Source organism: Ureibacillus sp. FSL W7-1570, from assembly GCF_038593265.1.
Lineage (GTDB): Bacteria > Bacillota > Bacilli > Bacillales_A > Planococcaceae > Ureibacillus > Ureibacillus suwonensis.
In genome coordinates, this window is record NZ_CP151979.1 from 3,228,868 (window position 1) to 3,245,148 (window position 16,281).

Annotated in this window: 18 protein-coding genes; 12 read left to right on the top strand and 6 right to left on the bottom strand. The window is 39.8% G+C overall.

The window, feature by feature from the left end:
- The first annotated feature begins 17 nt into the window (after positions 1–17).
- On the top strand, positions 18–188 hold the full coding sequence (locus tag NST13_RS15980; RefSeq protein ID WP_342470073.1) for a hypothetical protein: 171 nt from the start codon (positions 18–20) through the stop codon (positions 186–188).
- 5 nt (positions 189–193) lie between these two features.
- Here the strand turns inward: NST13_RS15980 and NST13_RS15985 are convergent, their stop codons facing one another.
- Positions 194–709 carry a 2'-5' RNA ligase family protein gene (locus NST13_RS15985; RefSeq protein ID WP_342470072.1) on the bottom strand — a complete coding sequence of 172 codons (516 nt, stop codon included), beginning with the start codon at positions 707–709 and terminating at the stop codon, positions 194–196.
- A 68-nt stretch (positions 710–777) separates the two neighbouring features.
- Positions 778–1,503, bottom strand: a complete 726-nt coding sequence (locus NST13_RS15990) for an alpha/beta hydrolase-fold protein (protein WP_342470071.1) — start codon at positions 1,501–1,503, stop codon at positions 778–780.
- 125 nt (positions 1,504–1,628) lie between these two features.
- Between NST13_RS15990 and NST13_RS15995 the strand changes: the two genes are divergently transcribed.
- On the top strand, positions 1,629–2,216 hold the full coding sequence (locus NST13_RS15995) for a phosphatidylglycerophosphatase A (protein ID WP_342470070.1): 588 nt from the start codon (positions 1,629–1,631) through the stop codon (positions 2,214–2,216).
- A 54-nt stretch (positions 2,217–2,270) separates the two neighbouring features.
- Here the strand turns inward: NST13_RS15995 and NST13_RS16000 are convergent, their stop codons facing one another.
- Positions 2,271–2,435 carry a hypothetical protein gene (locus NST13_RS16000; RefSeq protein WP_342470069.1) on the bottom strand — a complete coding sequence of 55 codons (165 nt, stop codon included), beginning with the start codon at positions 2,433–2,435 and terminating at the stop codon, positions 2,271–2,273.
- Positions 2,436–2,575: 140 nt separating this feature from the next.
- Between NST13_RS16000 and NST13_RS16005 the strand changes: the two genes are divergently transcribed.
- From NST13_RS16005 to NST13_RS16040, 8 genes are all read left to right on the top strand, one after another.
- A complete protein-coding gene (locus NST13_RS16005; protein WP_342581065.1) occupies positions 2,576–3,964 on the top strand; it encodes an aldehyde dehydrogenase in 1,389 nt (462 codons plus the stop codon).
- Between the two features lie 270 nt (positions 3,965–4,234).
- A complete protein-coding gene (locus tag NST13_RS16010; protein ID WP_342470067.1) occupies positions 4,235–5,710 on the top strand; it encodes a UDP-N-acetylmuramoyl-L-alanyl-D-glutamate--2,6-diaminopimelate ligase in 1,476 nt (491 codons plus the stop codon).
- A gap of 181 nt (positions 5,711–5,891) precedes the next feature.
- The gene (locus tag NST13_RS16015; RefSeq protein WP_342581066.1) at positions 5,892–7,469 is read left to right on the top strand and encodes a peptide chain release factor 3; all 1,578 of its coding nucleotides are present in this window, start codon (positions 5,892–5,894) and stop codon (positions 7,467–7,469) included.
- 225 nt (positions 7,470–7,694) lie between these two features.
- On the top strand, positions 7,695–8,780 hold the full coding sequence (locus NST13_RS16020) for an SDR family oxidoreductase (protein WP_342470064.1): 1,086 nt from the start codon (positions 7,695–7,697) through the stop codon (positions 8,778–8,780).
- 290 nt (positions 8,781–9,070) lie between these two features.
- On the top strand, positions 9,071–9,847 hold the full coding sequence (locus tag NST13_RS16025) for a TerC family protein (protein WP_342581067.1): 777 nt from the start codon (positions 9,071–9,073) through the stop codon (positions 9,845–9,847).
- Between the two features lie 101 nt (positions 9,848–9,948).
- Positions 9,949–11,298 (top strand): potassium transporter TrkG, encoded by a 1,350-nt coding sequence (locus NST13_RS16030; protein WP_342470062.1) that lies wholly within the window; start codon positions 9,949–9,951, stop codon positions 11,296–11,298.
- 681 nt (positions 11,299–11,979) lie between these two features.
- On the top strand, positions 11,980–13,431 hold the full coding sequence (locus NST13_RS16035) for a HAMP domain-containing sensor histidine kinase (RefSeq protein ID WP_342581068.1): 1,452 nt from the start codon (positions 11,980–11,982) through the stop codon (positions 13,429–13,431).
- 74 nt (positions 13,432–13,505) lie between these two features.
- Positions 13,506–13,952 carry a MarR family transcriptional regulator gene (locus tag NST13_RS16040; protein WP_342470060.1) on the top strand — a complete coding sequence of 149 codons (447 nt, stop codon included), beginning with the start codon at positions 13,506–13,508 and terminating at the stop codon, positions 13,950–13,952.
- A gap of 77 nt (positions 13,953–14,029) precedes the next feature.
- On the opposite strand, the gene NST13_RS16045 is transcribed toward NST13_RS16040, so the two are convergent.
- From NST13_RS16045 to NST13_RS16055, 3 genes are all read right to left on the bottom strand, one after another.
- Positions 14,030–14,677, bottom strand: a complete 648-nt coding sequence (locus tag NST13_RS16045; RefSeq protein ID WP_342581069.1) for a hypothetical protein — start codon at positions 14,675–14,677, stop codon at positions 14,030–14,032.
- Between the two features lie 57 nt (positions 14,678–14,734).
- Positions 14,735–15,352 (bottom strand): type II CAAX endopeptidase family protein, encoded by a 618-nt coding sequence (locus tag NST13_RS16050; RefSeq protein WP_342470058.1) that lies wholly within the window; start codon positions 15,350–15,352, stop codon positions 14,735–14,737.
- Between the two features lie 80 nt (positions 15,353–15,432).
- Positions 15,433–15,627: a DUF2187 family protein gene (locus NST13_RS16055; RefSeq protein ID WP_342470057.1), complete on the bottom strand. Its 195-nt coding sequence runs from the start codon at positions 15,625–15,627 to the stop codon at positions 15,433–15,435.
- 114 nt (positions 15,628–15,741) lie between these two features.
- Between NST13_RS16055 and NST13_RS16060 the strand changes: the two genes are divergently transcribed.
- Together NST13_RS16060 and NST13_RS16065 are read left to right on the top strand one after the other, a co-directional pair.
- Positions 15,742–15,930, top strand: a complete 189-nt coding sequence (locus NST13_RS16060) for a hypothetical protein (RefSeq protein ID WP_342471170.1) — start codon at positions 15,742–15,744, stop codon at positions 15,928–15,930.
- Between the two features lie 36 nt (positions 15,931–15,966).
- The gene (locus NST13_RS16065) at positions 15,967–16,131 is read left to right on the top strand and encodes an aspartyl-phosphate phosphatase Spo0E family protein (protein WP_342470056.1); all 165 of its coding nucleotides are present in this window, start codon (positions 15,967–15,969) and stop codon (positions 16,129–16,131) included.
- Positions 16,132–16,281: the final 150 nt, after the last annotated feature.

The following is a 16,281-nucleotide window of genomic DNA, read 5'->3' on the forward strand; positions in this document are numbered from 1 at the left end:
AAAAATGGGGGCAGCCCTTGCTTAATTGGAAGGAAAAACGGAAAGCCGGGGGACGGAAATCGCCAACGGGAAAAACTCGGTCAGCGGGCGATGAATCCCCATCCCGGAAAATCGAAAAAAGGCCGGAGAATAAAAAGAAAAAGCGAATGCTGGTTTCATTCGCTTTTGGATCAAACGGTGCCGAATAAAAACCCTACATTTCCCCGGTCAATTTATAGGTTTCATATGTTGTCCAAGAACCGTCTTCCAATTGATAAATGAGGTGGATACGGTCAATTTCTTCCTTTTCGTTGATCCCGATCATGCGCAGCTGAGGAAAAATGTCATCATGCTCAGTCGCTGTCAAATCACGGGCGATGGTGATATGGGGAATAAAAACATGTTTCGGGTTTCCGATGTTGATTTCTCGATACAGTTCGTCGTGAATGTTTTGTAATTGTTCTGTCAGCTCAATCTTGAAATAGATGACGTTCGTTGTAGGAAAAAAGGAACTGATTTTGGATGCGTGTATTTTTAGCGGACCATATTTATTGGCGATGGATTTGATTTTATGTGAAATGTCTTCGATTTGCGATTCATCCACTTCAAAAGCTTCTTTTATCGTGATATAGGGTGTTATTTTCGTATAGTGGGAATCATATCGCTTACGATAAGTGTTCGCCAAATCTTGCAGTTTTTTTGATGGGAATGCCACAACACTTAACTTCATCCGCTTTCCTCCCTGAAATGCAAATTTTACTTAAGTATAGCAAATTATGCTCGAAAGATACACGATTTTTAAATCCCAAAAGTATTGCAAAGGGCTCTTTTCAAATCAGGTTTCCAAGATTTCCAAGTGTGATTGCCATCCAGTTCATCATAAAACATATGTTGATAATTTTTGGATATTAACAATTGATGCAATTTCCGGTTCGGCGTGAGGAAATCTTTCACTTCTTTGTAGAATGTGACAGCTTCCGATTCCTGTTTTCCGACCGTGTGATAAATGGCCAAAGATTCGTGTGTCGGCGCTTCTTCAACCGCCTTTAACACCGATTCATCCACATAAGGCGATTGCAAAATCACTTTGCCGAAAATAGTCGGATATTTTATTGCGGCAAGAAGGGACACGGTGGCAGCCATAGAATCGCCGATCAATCCCCGGCTTGACCCAAGCTCGGTTGTCGAAAATTCGCTGTCGATGAAGGGTACAAGTTCATGGGCCAGAAATTTTAAATAGGCTTCATGCTGCTCTCCCGATGGTATGTATTTTCTTCTTCGATCCAGTGCATCCTTGTAAGGAACACCTACGATAATCAAGTTCTCAATTTCGTAGTTGTCAATCAATTCATCAGCAATATGGGAAATTCCACCTAATTGGAAATAGTCTTTCCCATCAGAAGCGATTAAAATGTTATATTTATTAAGTGGAGTATAATTTGCTGGAGTATAAATCAGCAATTCGAAATTCTCCTGCAAGGTATTACTGTAAAATGGAATATCTTGTATGGATCCTGTTTCCACTTGTTGTCCTCCTTAAGTTGTAGTTCATAATTGTATCATATAAAAAAAATATCATGTATGATGAAATAAAAGAATATTTTTACATTAGAAATAGAAAAAATCATATAAAAGAGAGAGGATTCACCATGCAAGAATATAAACGTGTTCATTCAGATGATGTGACAAAAGCGGCCAAGGAAGCATTGAAAAGAAGAGGGGTAAATATAGAGGACATTGCAAAAATTGTGTATGAAATGCAATCGCCTTTTAATCATGGATTGACTTTGGAACATTGCATTCAATCGATTGAACGGGTGCTTCTGAAGCGGGAAGTTCAACATGCGGTGCTCGTGGGCGTGGAATTGGATGAATTGGCAGAGAAAAAAATGCTTTCAGAACCTTTGCAAACGATTGTAGAAAATGATGAGGGGTTATTCGGCGTCGATGAAACGATCGCATTGAGCTCTGTCATGACTTATGGCAGCATTGCATTAACGACGTACGGCCATTTGGATAAAAATAAAATCGGCATTATCAAAAAATTGAATACGAAGAATGGCAAAGATGTCCATACATTTTTGGATGATCTCGTGGCGAGCATCGCGGCATGTGCTGCAAGCCGTATTGCCCATAAAATGCGGGATCTGGAGGAAGAAGGGGAAACATTCCGAAATGTGCATCCAAAGGAATTGGGTCCGGAAGGTGAAATGCTGCCGGTGGATGATGAGCCATGATAAATAAACAGGCTGGGTTTAAATCGCCCAGCCTGTTGGCATTTATCTCAATGTTCAATTTTCTGTCTCCTTATTTGAAGAATCCTCATCTTCATGTGGCAATTGTCCGTTGAAATATAAAAATGATTCGTCCTCCAATTGATGAATTTTTTCTTCATTGATCCCTATCGCCAAAGGTCCTGAAAAAATTTCCTCCCACCAATATTCTGTCGAAATCATATCATTTGCCCCCTCTTCAATATTTTTGTGAAGACTGCACATTCTCAAACTTTTAATGGTAGTTCTTCAACAAATTGTAGTAATATTACTGTAGTTAGTATGGGCTGAAAACTATTTTTTATGTACTTTGGGGGGAAAGAATGAAATTACAAGCGCATGAAATTGAAAAGATGATCAACCTGCAAAAAGAATTTTTTTATTCCGGTCAAACAAGGGACATCGAGTTTCGGAAAAAACAATTGAAGAAGTTAAGAAGTGCCATAATAAAACATGAAAAAGAAATTTTAAAAGCATTGAATCTGGATTTAAGAAAAAGTGAGTTTGAAGCATATTCAAATGAAGTCGGTTTCGTTTTGAACAGCATTCAATATATGCTCAAGTCCATTGATGAATGGGCAAAACCGGTGGAAGTGAAAACGCCGTTGCATTTTCAACCGGCAAAGAGCTTCATCGTTCGTGAGCCATATGGTTCAGTATTGATCATCGGACCTTTCAATTATCCGTTCCAATTGGTGATGGAACCGTTAATCGGTGCGATCATCGGCGGGAATACGGCCATTGTAAAACCTTCCGAGTCTTCCGTCCATACGGCGCAAATCATCAGAACAATCATTGAAGAAACGTTTGAACCGCAATTCGTGCGGGTGGTGGAAGGGGAGAAGGAAGAAGTAAACGCCCTTATCCATGCCCCTTTTGATTATATTTTCTTTACAGGCAGCGTGTCTGTCGGGAAAATTGTGATGCGCGCCGCGGCGGAAAGGCTTACCCCAATCACCCTTGAGCTGGGAGGGAAAAGCCCCGTCATTGTCGATGAAAGCGCCAATCTTGATGTCGCTGTTAAACGGATAGCATGGGGGAAATTCAACAATGTCGGACAAACTTGTGTGGCACCGGATTATGTCTTGGTCCATTCCTCCATCTATGAACGGTTTATCAAAAAATTGAAGAAAACGATTGTCCAATTTTATGGAAAGGATCCCCAAGCCAGCAGGGATTACGGACGAATCATCAATGAACGCCATTTTGATCGCCTGGCCAAACTGCTGCAAGCGGAAAAGGACAACATCACTTTCGGTGGAAGAGCGGACAGAAAAGATTTATATATCGGACCTACGATTTTCGAAAATGTCAGCTGGGAGAGTCCGATTATGGAAGATGAAATTTTTGGGCCATTGCTTCCAATCATCAAATACGAAAATCTCGCTTCGGCCTTTGATCAAATACGCAAGCTTCCAAAGCCGTTAGCCGCTTACTTCTTCTCGGAAAACGAGAAACATATCGATGCTTTTTTACAGGAGATCCCATTTGGCGGAGGATGCATCAACGATACGGTGACCCATGTAGCCAATCATTATTTGCCATTTGGCGGCGTCGGGCCTTCCGGAATGAACAGCTATCACGGCAAAGCGAGCTTCGAAACCTTCACCCATGCGAAATCCATCATGAAGCGATCTTCAAAATTGGCCAATAATTTATTATATCCACCATATAAACAAAAGGTGAAATTGGTGCGAAAAGTGTTGAGATAATTTGAAATATTGAATAGATGTTGTGATCGGGAACGATATATAATAAAATACTTTGATTGAAAATTCTAAAAAAATGAACTCATGTCGGCAAAATTCGACATAACGAAAAAAGTTCGTTTTTTCTACGAATCCTCTTTGTCGAAATTTATCTATTTTTGATATGATTGATATCATTAAGAAAAAATATCGAATGAAAATATGATTTTGCAATTGTTAAAAATTGGAACGTTTTCATCGAAACTTACCATTGCTTAATACGGAGGAAGAAAGATGATTACAGAAGAAATATTGAGCGTCATTCCAATGAAACAAGTGATTGGACAGTTGCCGAATACCATCAAGGATATTTCGGATGATTCAAGAAGTGTTCAGCCAAAAAGCATGTTTGTATGCATCAAAGGATATACGGTGGACGGCCATGACTATGCTCAAGATGCGGTCAATCAAGGGGCAACGGTGGTGGTCGCGGAAAGACCGTTGCAACTGGAAGGCAATGTGGCGCAAGTCATCGTGCCGGATACGAACCGGACATTAGGGCTTATCGCCGCCAAGTTTTTTGATTATCCGTCTGAAGACTTGACGATGGTTGGAGTGACAGGAACAAACGGGAAAACCAGCGTATCGAACATCATTCATCAAATGTTTGTCGGATTGGGAGAAAAATCCGCATTATCAGGCACCATCGGTTTTAATCTGAACGGGGTGCTCTATGAAACAGCGAATACGACAAGCGATGCATTAAGCACGCAGCAAATGATATTCCGTGCGAAAATGGAAGGATGCCATTCGATGGTCATGGAAGTCTCTTCCCACGGCCTGGCTTTGGGAAGACTTGCGGGGGTGGATTTCGATGTGGCCGTGTTTACAAATTTGACCCATGATCATTTGGATTTCCACGGAACGATGGAAGAATACGGATATGCAAAAGGTTTATTGTTTTCCCAATTGGGCCAGGATTTGACAAAAAATAAAGCGGCCGTATTAAATGCGGATGATCCTTGGTCCAAAAAATATGAAAGTATGACCCCATACCCTATATGGACATATGGTTTGAAAAACGATGCCCATTTCCGGGCTGAAAATTGCGGTTTCAATGAAGGTTTTACGACTTTTGATATGATTACGCCTGAAGGAAAATTTCCGGTAACGATGCAATTGTTAGGGGAATTTAACGTTTATAATATTTTGGCGGCGACCGCCGTTTTATATTCCCGCGGTTACCCGATGGAGGCGATCATCGAGCAGATTGAAGACTTGGTGCCGATTCGTGGGCGGATGCAAAAAATCAAAACGGACTTGCCTTTACATATTTTCATCGATTACGCCCACACGCCGGATGCCATCGAAAAAGCCATCGATGCGGCAATGCCATTCAAAAAGCCGGGGAATAAATTGATTTTCCTTGTGGGGACAGGAGGAAACCGGGATAAATCCAAACGGCCTGCCATGGCGGAGAAAGCCTCAAGAGCGGATTACGTCGTGCTAACAACAGATGATCCCCGCTTCGAAGATTACGATAGCATTACAGGCGATTTGGCAAAAGGGATGCTTCATGAGAATTATGCCTGCATCGGTGACCGGGCGGAAGCGGTCCGGCATGCGATCGAGGTTGCGGAGCCTGGGGATGTCATCATCTTTGCCGGTAAAGGACATGAAGATTATCAAATCATCGGCAACAAAAAATATCCTCACAGTGATGCGGATATTGCCTTGGAAGCTGCAAAATTGAAATTTGTCAAAGGGTGAATTTTAGAATGAGCCGTCTCAAAACATAGCGAGACGGCTAAAATTATGATAATTACAGGTATTTGTACGAAAAGCGTTTCAAATTGCAATGATGGCAGTGAATTAAAATGAGAAAATGGTTGTCGAAACATGGACAATTCTTTTATTATTGTTTACGTATGAAAAAAGGAGACGCAGAAATATGGATTCAAAATTAAAACAAGAAATATTATCCCGTCGGACGTTTGCAATCATTTCCCACCCGGATGCCGGGAAGACCACGTTGACGGAAAAGCTTTTGCTATTTGGCGGAGCCATCCGCGCTGCCGGTACAGTCAAAGGGAAAAAGACCGGAAAATTCGCCACAAGTGACTGGATGGAAATCGAAAAACAACGGGGAATTTCCGTTACTTCCTCCGTTTTGCAATTCGATTATGACGGCTATCGGGTGAATATCTTGGACACACCGGGACACCAGGACTTCTCGGAGGATACGTACCGTACACTGATGGCGGTGGACAGTGCCGTCATGGTGATTGACGCGGCAAAAGGGATCGAATCGCAAACGATTAAATTGTTCAAAGTTTGCCGTATGCGCGGCATTCCGATTTTTACATTCATCAATAAATTGGACCGCCAAGGGAAAGAACCCCTTGAATTGATCGAAGAAATCGAGGAAGTGCTTGAAATCAAAGCCTATCCGATGAACTGGCCGATCGGTATGGGGAAAGAATTCTACGGCATTTATGACCGCTACCATCATCGGGTGGAACAGTTCCGGGTGGAAGATAAAGAACGCTTTTTGCCATTGGATGAAAATGGCGAATTGGCCGCTGATCATCCGATGAAGGAAACTTCCTATTATCAGCAGGCGTTGGACGATATTCAACTCTTGAATGAAGCGGGGAACGCTTTTTCGGAAGAGGAGATCCGCCAAGGTGAATTGACGCCGGTGTTTTTCGGTTCCGCTTTGACAAACTTTGGCGTGCAAACTTTCTTGGAAACTTATTTGAAATTCGCTCCTGCTCCGCAACCGCGATTGACAGAAGATGAGCAGCTGATTGATCCAATGGAGCATGAGGAGCTTTCCGGATTCATTTTCAAAATTCAGGCAAACATGAACCCGGCACACCGGGATCGAATCGCTTTTGTGCGCATTGTTTCGGGCAAATTTGAACGGGGAATGAATGTGACATTGGCCCGTACAGGAAAAACGTTCAAAGTGACCCAATCGACGCAATTTTTGGCGGAAACCCGGGAAACGGTGGACGAAGCGGTGGCAGGAGACATCATCGGGCTTTATGATACGGGAACATATCAAATCGGAGACACCATCGTGGGTGGAAAGAAATTGTTCCAATTTGAAAAACTCCCTCAATTTACACCGGAACTGTTTGTGAGAGTCAGCCCGAAAAACGTGATGAAATCGAAACAGTTCCATAAAGGCATCTTGCAGCTTGTGCAAGAAGGGGCCATCCAATATTATAAAACGCTGCATACAGAGGAAATCATTCTCGGTGCGGTGGGGCAATTGCAATTTGAAGTGTTCGAGCACCGGATGAAAAATGAATATAATGTGGAAGTTGTCATGCAGCCGATCGGATCCAAAATTGCCCGCTGGATCAAAAATGAAGAGGATGTCAAGGATTCAATGAATTCATCCCGTTCCATGCTGGTGAAAGATCGCTTCGGCAAACTCGTCTTTTTATTCGAAAATGAATTTGCTATGCGCTGGTTCTCGGAGAAAAATGAACATATTCAATTATATAGTTTGTTGTAATACTTGGACTGGAGCGAATGGAAAATTGTTTTCCGTTCGCTCTTTTCGATTGTTTTGGAAGCGGCGGAACAGAATCCCCATAAATATTCCTCGAAAGGGTTCAAACTGTTGAATAATGGGGTATGGAATTGCCCAAAACAGCAAATGGATGACTTGTGAAAGGAAAAAAAGAACCGTATCAAGAATAAGTAATTAATAGGAATATTGGGGATGGAGGAAAAGGGCATGGCAGTTCATTTTTTTACAGGTTTTCCTGGGTTTATCACGAGACAATTGATTCGCCGGATGTTTGAAAATAATGTAGCGGACACGGTATACGTCCTTGTGCTGAAAACGGAAAGAGAAAAAGCGGAAACGGTGCGGGAAAGCATTTTGGAAGCGTATCCTGGCAGAAAGATTGAAATCATCGAAGGCGATATTACATTGCCGAATTTAAACCTCCAAGAAGATACGATGAAAAAAATGGCAGAGGAGGTTCAATATTTCTGGCATCTGGCCGCCATATACGATTTGGCCGTACCGCGGGATGCCGCCTGGAAAGTCAACGTGCACGGCACATCCAATGTGAATGATTTTGTGAAAAAATTGCCTCGATTAAAGCGTTATATGTACTTCAGCACAGCCTATGTGGCGGGCAGAAGGGAAGGGTTGCTTCTTGAAACGGAATTAATACGGCCGGAATCCTTCAAAAACCATTATGAAGAAACGAAATTTGAAGCGGAATTGCTGGTGAGAGATTTGATTGATGAGATTCCGTTGACCATCATTCGGCCAGGGATTGTGATAGGGAATTCGAAAACGGGGGAAACGAATAAATTTGACGGTCCATACTTCTTTTTAAACTTGATCGATCGTTTGAGTTTCCTGCCGTTTATACCTTACATCGGAAAATCCGATGCACGAATCAATGTGGTGCCAATAGACTATATAACGGAAGCGGCGATTTTCCTTTGCCATGATGAGGATGCGATCGGCAAAACGGTGCATTTGACCGATCCAAACCCGCATCCGGTCCAGGAAGTGTACCGGACGATGGTGAAAGAAATGACAGGTCACTTCCCTAAAGGGAGAATCCCCCTTTCCGCTGCAAAGGCGTTCTTGCAAATCAAAAAAGTTCGGACAATGCTGGGGGTTGAAAAGGAAACCATCGATTATCTGACATGGAATGCGACTTTTGATTGTACGATGGCCAAAGCGCTTTTATCAAAAGGAAATATCACCTGTCCGGATTTTATCAAAACGATTCCGGTGATGGTCCGGTTTTATAAAGAAAATAAAAGCAATGAACAGTACCATATCCAAATCAAATAAATTCATTGCAAATCAATTTTGGTGCTGATATACTTAGTTTACGTAAAAATGAATAACCATTGACATTGTCAAAGGGGAGTAGCTATAAGTATTTGGACGCCCAAATACTTACTTCATATTCGTCATTACATGGCGGGTGCCATCGGATATGAAAGCAAATTCATCCGTTTGCTTAGCAAGACCTTTGCCTTTCAAGGGCAAAGGTCTTTTATATTGTATAAAAATGGCATTTCCCTTGAATTGTAGAAGCAGTTTCAGTTGGGCATACAAACATTAAGGAGGAGTAATTCGTGGAAGCAATCATTTTGGAATATTTGTGGGTTCTGGTCGTTCTCGTCGCGCTGGAAGGACTGTTGGCCGCGGATAATGCGGTGGTTATGGCGGTGATGGTCAAACACTTGCCGGTGGATCAGCAGAAAAAAGCCCTGTTTTACGGATTGTTTGGAGCGTTGATCTTCCGTTTTACCGCGTTATTCTTAATCACGATTTTAGTGAACTATTGGGAAATCCAAGCGATTGGTGCAGCATATTTATTGTTTATTGCGTTTAAAAATATTTACGAAAAGAAATTCAAAAAAGAGGAAGAAGAACGGGAAATTGAAGAACATCTGCAAAAAGGGAAAGGATTATGGGCTACGGTATTGAAGATTGAATTGGCGGATATCGCCTTTGCTGTGGATTCAATGCTTGCTGCCGTTGCAATTGCGGTGACACTGCCGGAAATTGGCCATTTTCATATCGGTGGCATCAATGCGGGACAATTTACGGTGATGTTCCTCGGCGGAATCATCGGGATGATTTTGATGCGATTTGCTGCACAAGCGTTCGTCAAATTGTTGAACAACTATCCGGAACTTGAAACAGCTGCCTTTTTAATTGTTGGATGGGTTGGTATTAAATTGGTGGTTTTGACATTATCCCACGAAAAAGTCGGCATCTTGCCTCATGATTTCCCGCATTCAGCACCTTGGGAAATCACATTCTGGGCTGTGCTTGTGGCTATTGCAGCCGGTGGATGGATCATCAGTGTGGCAAAGAAAAAAAAGGAAAAAGCAAAAGAGATCTAACCTGCGAAGGAACGGCTGTAAAAAGGCTGTTCCTCTTTATTTTCTAATGAATTTTTCTTATACTAATAAAAAGTTTATTTGGAAATAAAGAGGAGAAGCCCATGGCAAACATGTCCATTAAAAACAAACAAATAACACCGTTTCAACTTCTTGTCACATTTTATTTTCTGGCCATGTTGATTTCTTTTTTGTTGTTGCGGATTCCGGGCGTATACCAGGATGGAAAAGAAGTATCCGTAATTGATACGCTTTTTACTGCCGTGAGTGCCATCAGTGTAACGGGATTGACCGTATTCAATATTTCAGAAACGTTTACGGATTTTGGGGAAATCATTTTATTGATTATTGTCCAATTGGGTGCGATTGGGGTCATGTCCATCGGCACCTTTATTTGGCTGCTGATAGGCAAAAGAATCGGCTTGCGCGAAAGACAGCTGATCATGATCGATTTTAATCAGACTCAGTTGGCGGGGGTAGTACGGCTTCTTAAAGAAATCATCAAAATTTTGTTCTTTATTGAAGCGATCGGCACTTTGATATTGACCATCCATTTTATGAGATATTTTGATTCCTGGTCGGAAGCATTCAAAAATGGGCTGTTTGCCGCAATTTCCGCAACGACGAACAGCGGCTTTGATATTACCGGACACAGCTTCGAACCTTTTTATAATGACTATTTCGTTCAATTTATTTCAATGATATTGATTGTGCTTGGCGCCATTGGATTTCCGGTGCTGGTGGAATTGAAGCATTATTTATTGAAGAAAGATCCCTCTTTTCGTTTCAGCCTCTTTACGAAAATCACCACTGTAACATACGGTGTATTGTTTATTATCGGCGCTTTTGCCATCTTTTTGCTGGAGTCGTTTCAAACTTTAAAAGGAATGCCTTGGCATGAGAAACTCTTTGTTTCGATGTTTCAATCGATTTCTTCAAGATCAGCGGGATTAACGACAATGGATGTGGAATTGTTTAGTGAGGCGACAAATATATTTTTGAGTTTTTTGATGTTTGTCGGTTCATCGCCAAGTTCCGTCGGTGGGGGTATCCGGACTACGACATTTGCGATCGCCATGTTATTTTTGATTAATTTCGCCAATGGAAGAAAAGAGATTCAAGTGTTTGGACGGGAAATCTGCTTGGAAGATATTTTGCGTTCCTTTGTGGTGATCATCCTTGCAGCGTTTATGGTATTGATTGCGACAATGGTGTTGTCGATGACGGAGCCGGATGCAACAACCACAGAAATCATCTTTGAAATCACATCCGCATTCGGTACGTGCGGTATGGACCTCGGAATCACAGAAAGTTTATCGACCGCAGGCAAATTGGTCATCATGGTATTAATGTTTGTCGGAAGAGTCGGGCTGATTTCGTTCTTATATACATTGGGCGGAAAGGCGCAAAAACCGAAATTCCGATATCCGGAAGAACGCATTATCATCGGATAATCGGAAGGAAAAAATGTAATTATGTCAAAAGCGCAAGGTGTGAACGGTTTTCCTTGATGTAAAAACACTCCTGGAAGAGACCTGCCACTTTAGTGCGGTATACAATCAAAAAAAATCATCCATTCATTGCGAATGGATGATTTTTTTGTGGACAAGCCACCGTTTTCCGGTAGCATTTTGGTGAAATGGAGAAAGGGGAAAAACAATTTTTTTTAAATAGATCTGTACAAAGTTGTCATAAAATGGACAAAAACGAAATAATTTCTAAAAAATATGAATATTCTCGTCTTTTATGTCATATGCTGTGTAGAAGTGGATATATTTTTATTAAAATAATAATATTTTACAGACAATAATAATGAACAGTATGTGAGAAACAAAAAATAGTCTATAAGTAATAATATATAATTCAAAATCTTTTATCAACGAGTAATAAAAATATAGAGCAATACTACCATATACATTAAAAAAATACATAAAAAAACAAAAAAATAACACCAAAAATTGTCTGAATTTTGAAAATCGGTATTTAATGCTTATTTTATTCTTTAAAATTTTATGAAATAATTTTTATAAAACTTATATTAAGAAAATTTCGGAAAGTTAAAATTTATTGAATAAATTGTAGATAGAGAGAGAAAAAATTATTTAATGATTGTGGGGAAGGATGGGTGTTTCAAAATGACAAAAGCGACAATGGTACCTCTATTGGAAGATTTGTTCCAATATGATGATCCTGTGCTTATATTAAATACTTCATGTAATATCGAGTCAATCAGCAACAAGGCAGCTCAGATATTAAATTTGGATGAAGAGATAGGGAAGCCCCTTCCCATGGACGATTTATCACAATCAAGATGGAATTCATTTTTAAAAAGAATCCGGCAAGAGAAATTTTCCTTCTCTTCATTTAATATTAAAGGCAAAGATTCTGCGTATAAAGAAATAAAAGTTTTCGGAATGTTTCTGAAAAAGAATAACCTGGTGTTTTTAAAAATATTGAACGAAGATTCGGACAACAAGTTTCAATTGTACAGGAAACATTTTCTGAATGATTTGCCTTATGGCCTTCTCTTCTTTAAAGACGAAATGATTAATGAAATCAATTCACGGGCGATTGAATTGCTGGATATCGACTTGGGGAATATTTCAAACTTGTCTTTTGATTCTTTTCTCTCAAAGTATTTCGATTACGGTTATAAAAAGCTGCAATTTTTATCCGAACTGAAAGCTTTTGGACATGCAACGCTGGAAGTGAAGCGTTTGAATCGGCAAAATGAAGAAAGATATTTAACAATGAATTGCAAATATTTCTATTATTTGGACATGATTGTGGTTTCCATCGTGGATCATACGGAAACGGTCAAATTGAAACAAAAAGTGAAAGAACTTGAACATTTTAGTGAAATCGGAAAGATTTCCGCAAATATTACCCATGAGCTGAAAAATGCGGTAACCTCGTTGAAAGGATTTATGGAGTTATTGAAATTCAATACGACGGAAGAAGGAAAAAAATATATAAAAATCATTGAATCCGAAATGCAAAGAATGGAGACCATCCTTTCAGAAATACTCTATTTGGCAAAACCGACCAAATTTATTAAAGAAAAGGTATCCATGCTGCATGTGATCGAAGAAGTGATTGAAATTATGCAGCCCCAAGCTTATAAAAACCATGTCGTGATCCAATTGAAGGCCGATGAAGAATGTGATTCAATGATTACCGGCAATGTCAATCATTTAAAACAAATGTTCATCAATTTGGTAAAAAACGCTATTGAAGTGATGGAAAATGGCGGCACGATTACAATTGAATTAAAAAATATATGCAATAAAGTCCAAGTATTGATCAAAGATGAAGGAACAGGGATTCCGGAAGAAAATTTAAATAAATTATTCACGCCATTTTTTACAACAAAAGATGAAGGAACAGGACTCGGGTTGTCACTCGTCAAAAAAGTGGTGGATGAGCATCATGGAAAAATTTCGGTGGAAAGCATCGTTGATGTCGGTTCCACTTTCATTTTGGAATTTCCGGGTTATACAGAGAATTATACTAAGTATTATTACGATGAAAATCAAATGAAGAAACTGTTGGCATCCCGCACGGCCAATTCTGTCCCGCTTGTATAGCCGCCGCTTTGACAAATCTTTTCTCTAATAGCTATAATGCTCTTAAAGAGATAGAAAAAAGAGGATGATTTGTCTTGTCGTCAAATGAAATCAAACAATCGCTTAAACTGTACATCGTATTGTCAAGGGCCAATAAGGCAATAAATGAAGTGACAAATCAGTTTTTTCAGCAAAATGGAATCAATCCGACAGAATTTGCTGTGTTGGAATTGTTATATCATAAAGGTAGACAGCCCTTACAAAAAATAGGAAGCAAAATTTTATTGGCCAGCGGTTCGATCACATATGTGGTCGATAAACTTGAAAAAAGAGGTTTAATCAAACGGGTATCCTGTCCTTCAGATAGAAGAGTCACTTATGCGGAAATTACCGAAAAAGGTGCCGCCTTCATGGAAAAAATATTTCCGGAACATGAAAAAAATTTGCACGAGTTGATGAATGCATTAACCCCGGAAGAAAAGGATACCGCCATTGAATTGTTGAAAAAATTGGGGTTATCGATCAAAGATTTGTCTTATTAATTAATAAAGAGCTGTTCGACTTGTTTGAACAGCCCTTTTTTGTGGAAACAGAACGGGTTTCAAGACCCTTCGGAAGATTATTTTTCTTTGATTGTCAGCCCCATTTTGATAAGAGCATCTTTCAAATCGTAATCTTTTTGGTCATATACCGTTAAACGGACAAGAAGATTGCCTTTTTCGTAAACGATGCCGACCACTTCGTCATTTTCAATTGTCGCGATATACGCAATGGAATTTGAAATTTCCGGATGTGATTTCACCGCTTCACTGATATCGAACGGTTCATAGTCGCTGATTGCTGCCATCATTTCTTGTGTATTTTTTACAAGATTATCATAATCCGCCTCTTCTTTTGGCATCACTTCAATGCGCATGTTGATGGCATCGTTATCTTGAAGGAACAGCAATTCTTTTCCGGGCTCTTCTTTTGTAAGTTCATAGCCTTCCATAATTTGAATCGTATAAAGATCTTCTTCTACATTGGCAGTTTCAGCGGTGCGTGTTTCGTTATTGGAAGTGTATTGAATTTGATTTTCATTTTGATTTGCATTTTCTTCTTGTTGAGTTCCGTTCTCTTTTGCACTTTCATCTTCAATGTTGTTTGTTTCCTCTTCCGTCTCCTGGTCTGTATTGTCAGGTTCGGCATTCTGGTCTTCCGCTGTTCCACATGCGGCAAGCAATAAAATAAGTAAAAGGGATGTAAATAAAAGTTGTAATTTTTTCATTCTCCAGCCTCCTTGATAATAAGACGGTCACTGCTTTCAAAAAGTTTCATCTCCCGGTCAATAATGGATAAAAGGCAAGATGAAAAACAACAGCAAAACATAAATTTCATGCGCGACAATGACTAAAGGTATGCTTTGCTTCCACTCATATAAAAGGCCGAAAATAAGGGAGATGATGAATGCACAAATAACGCCCGGAATAAATCCGCTCAACGCAATTGTCAGTGCAAACAAAACGCTTGTCATGATGCATGAAAGGATTGGCGGGACGTATTGTTTGAGAGCATGCTGAATATAGCCGCGCCAAAACATTTCTTCACCGATAACGATAATAAAGATGAGCAGTAAATAATGCCAAATATTATTTGGACCATAAGTTTCCAAGAATTTTCGGATCGTTTTGACGGAACCGTGATCCACGGTTTTTAGCAAAATGTAGCTGAGCCGTACAACTCCGTAAGTGATTGTACCAAATCCGATTCCAAATAAGATATACTTCCAAGTTGGGAGTTCATCTTTGAATTTCCCGAAAAGGATGGAAATGGCGATGCCAACGAGGAGAGTGAACGTATATAGATGCCAGAAGATATTTTTTTCTTCGAAGGTGAAATACATGCTAATAAAGATGAAAGCAAGAGAGAGAAGGAGTACAATCAAATGTTTGGATGATTTCATGTTTTTTGCCTCCTTTGATATCATATTAACAAAAAAAATTCCCCCTATCATCTATAACCAATGAAAAGGGGAAGGTTTTTTTATTCTAAATGATTTTTTGATTCTATAATTTTATAACGTTTATGATTAACGACCGTTTTTTCTTCCAAATCCAATTCCCGATAGTTGGACATGATGGTTAAATCAACAATCACCGAGTTGTCGTTCACTTTTTCCACCAATCCGCGAAGCCCGTCTTTGAATTCGATGATATCTCCCACTTCAGCAATTTTCATAGGCATGCTCCTCCTTTTAAGCTACTATGAAGTTAGTTTGCATGATAATAGAACAAAAGTAAAGTGATTTTCGAATAATTTCTGTCAACAAGCAATATGAGGAGGTTAAGGATGATGAATAAATATAAAATGATGATTGAAAAGTTAAAAAACGGGGAAATAGAAAGTATAGAAATTACGAAAGAGGAATTTTGGGAGTTTCGAGAAGTGCTTGTGAACGATGAAAAATTTAAACATTTCCGAGGGGAAGCAAAGCAGGGGGGAAGGGTCATCTATACGTATTCGGAAAAACCGCGAGCATAAACCTTCCTCAATTCATTAGAAAGAGGGGATCAGGACATGGAGCAATTATTAATTCAATTGGAGCAAATTCGGGAAAAAATGATTCGTTCGGGTTTGGAGCACGGCCTGCATGCTCCGAAGACGATTCGACTAAGCGAACAGTTGGATCAAATCATCAATCAATATGTTCAAATATCCCTGCTGCTAATTGCGAAAAAATAAAAAATTTTTCAATATTTTGTTATAAAATGCATGTCAATGGGAAATAGTATTTTTGAACACAGCAACATTCTCATTTTCCCCCTTTTCAAGCAGCAATTTTGCTGCTCTTTTTTTATGGAAAATAATCTTTTTTTTACATATCAACAATTC

Bases quoted from the DNA above. Each gene is read 5' to 3' on its own strand.
- NST13_RS15985 (WP_342470072.1), bottom strand. From the start codon at position 709: ATGAAGTTAAGTGTTGTGGCATTCCCATCAAAAAAACTGCAAGATTTG.
- NST13_RS15995 (WP_342470070.1), top strand. From the start codon at position 1,629: ATGCAAGAATATAAACGTGTTCATTCAGATGATGTGACAAAAGCGGCC.
- NST13_RS16000 (WP_342470069.1), bottom strand. From the start codon at position 2,435: ATGATTTCGACAGAATATTGGTGGGAGGAAATTTTTTCAGGACCTTTG.
- NST13_RS16005 (WP_342581065.1), top strand. From the start codon at position 2,576: ATGAAATTACAAGCGCATGAAATTGAAAAGATGATCAACCTGCAAAAA.
- NST13_RS16010 (WP_342470067.1), top strand. From the start codon at position 4,235: ATGATTACAGAAGAAATATTGAGCGTCATTCCAATGAAACAAGTGATT.
- NST13_RS16015 (WP_342581066.1), top strand. From the start codon at position 5,892: ATGGATTCAAAATTAAAACAAGAAATATTATCCCGTCGGACGTTTGCA.
- NST13_RS16020 (WP_342470064.1), top strand. From the start codon at position 7,695: ATGGCAGTTCATTTTTTTACAGGTTTTCCTGGGTTTATCACGAGACAA.
- NST13_RS16030 (WP_342470062.1), top strand. From the start codon at position 9,949: ATGGCAAACATGTCCATTAAAAACAAACAAATAACACCGTTTCAACTT.
- NST13_RS16035 (WP_342581068.1), top strand. From the start codon at position 11,980: ATGACAAAAGCGACAATGGTACCTCTATTGGAAGATTTGTTCCAATAT.
- NST13_RS16045 (WP_342581069.1), bottom strand. From the start codon at position 14,677: ATGAAAAAATTACAACTTTTATTTACATCCCTTTTACTTATTTTATTG.
- NST13_RS16050 (WP_342470058.1), bottom strand. From the start codon at position 15,352: ATGAAATCATCCAAACATTTGATTGTACTCCTTCTCTCTCTTGCTTTC.
- NST13_RS16055 (WP_342470057.1), bottom strand. From the start codon at position 15,627: ATGAAAATTGCTGAAGTGGGAGATATCATCGAATTCAAAGACGGGCTT.
- NST13_RS16060 (WP_342471170.1), top strand. From the start codon at position 15,742: ATGAATAAATATAAAATGATGATTGAAAAGTTAAAAAACGGGGAAATA.
- NST13_RS16065 (WP_342470056.1), top strand. From the start codon at position 15,967: ATGGAGCAATTATTAATTCAATTGGAGCAAATTCGGGAAAAAATGATT.